Raw genomic sequence first — 681 nt, forward strand, 5'->3', positions numbered from 1 at the left:
TCAGTTCACCCCATTATTTAAAAATAGCTAGTAAAACAATAATTACCCATGGCATAAAACCAATTAAATCAAATTGTTTTTTTCCTGTTTCAAATTCAAAAATCCCTTTTAACGCACTAGATCGTCGTAATCTTTTAATATTTTCCGCTTCAATTCTTGCCGGTTTTTCTAAATTATAAATGTGATACACATAACCGTGATTATCATCAAGTAATCTCAATTCATTATCACGTGGTAACATGGCTGTACTCGTTTCTAAAATCTCCGAATCAAACGATATAACCTGTTCTACAGTGCATGTACCCTCTTCCTTAATAATTAACGCTCTATGTCCTTCAAATTGTGGCTGTACTTTTCGTTTCGTTTTAGCTAACATTTCAATCACTCTCTCTTTTTAATTCCATTTTCTTTTTAACCACATACAAGGTAACACTATAAATAGAAATACAGATAAACAAATCGCACTTGATAACTCAAACATTGCATTAAAAGCCTGCATTTTTAACTCTCCTTTTTCGAAGTTGCATCACAAACTAAAATTAATAAACAACTAACGACTCCCAATATCAAATAAATCATTCTTCTATACCTCTAAAGAATTTCAATGTATCTATTACCATCCAAGAAACAATTGTCGTAAAAAATATTAATAAAATAGCTTGTCCTATAATATCCAATATC

At 30.2% G+C, this 681-nt stretch carries 1 protein-coding gene; it reads right to left on the reverse strand.

Annotation, left to right across the window (positions count from 1 at the left end; genetic code table 11):
• Positions 1–13 precede the first annotated feature (13 nt).
• Positions 14–376, reverse strand: a complete 363-nt coding sequence (locus tag FE392_RS22525; protein ID WP_000880239.1) for a hypothetical protein — start codon at positions 374–376, stop codon at positions 14–16.
• Between the last annotated feature and the right edge of the window lie 305 nt (positions 377–681).

The sequence above is a fragment of the Xenorhabdus santafensis genome (genome assembly GCF_033949405.1).
GTDB lineage: Bacteria > Pseudomonadota > Gammaproteobacteria > Enterobacterales > Enterobacteriaceae > Xenorhabdus > Xenorhabdus santafensis.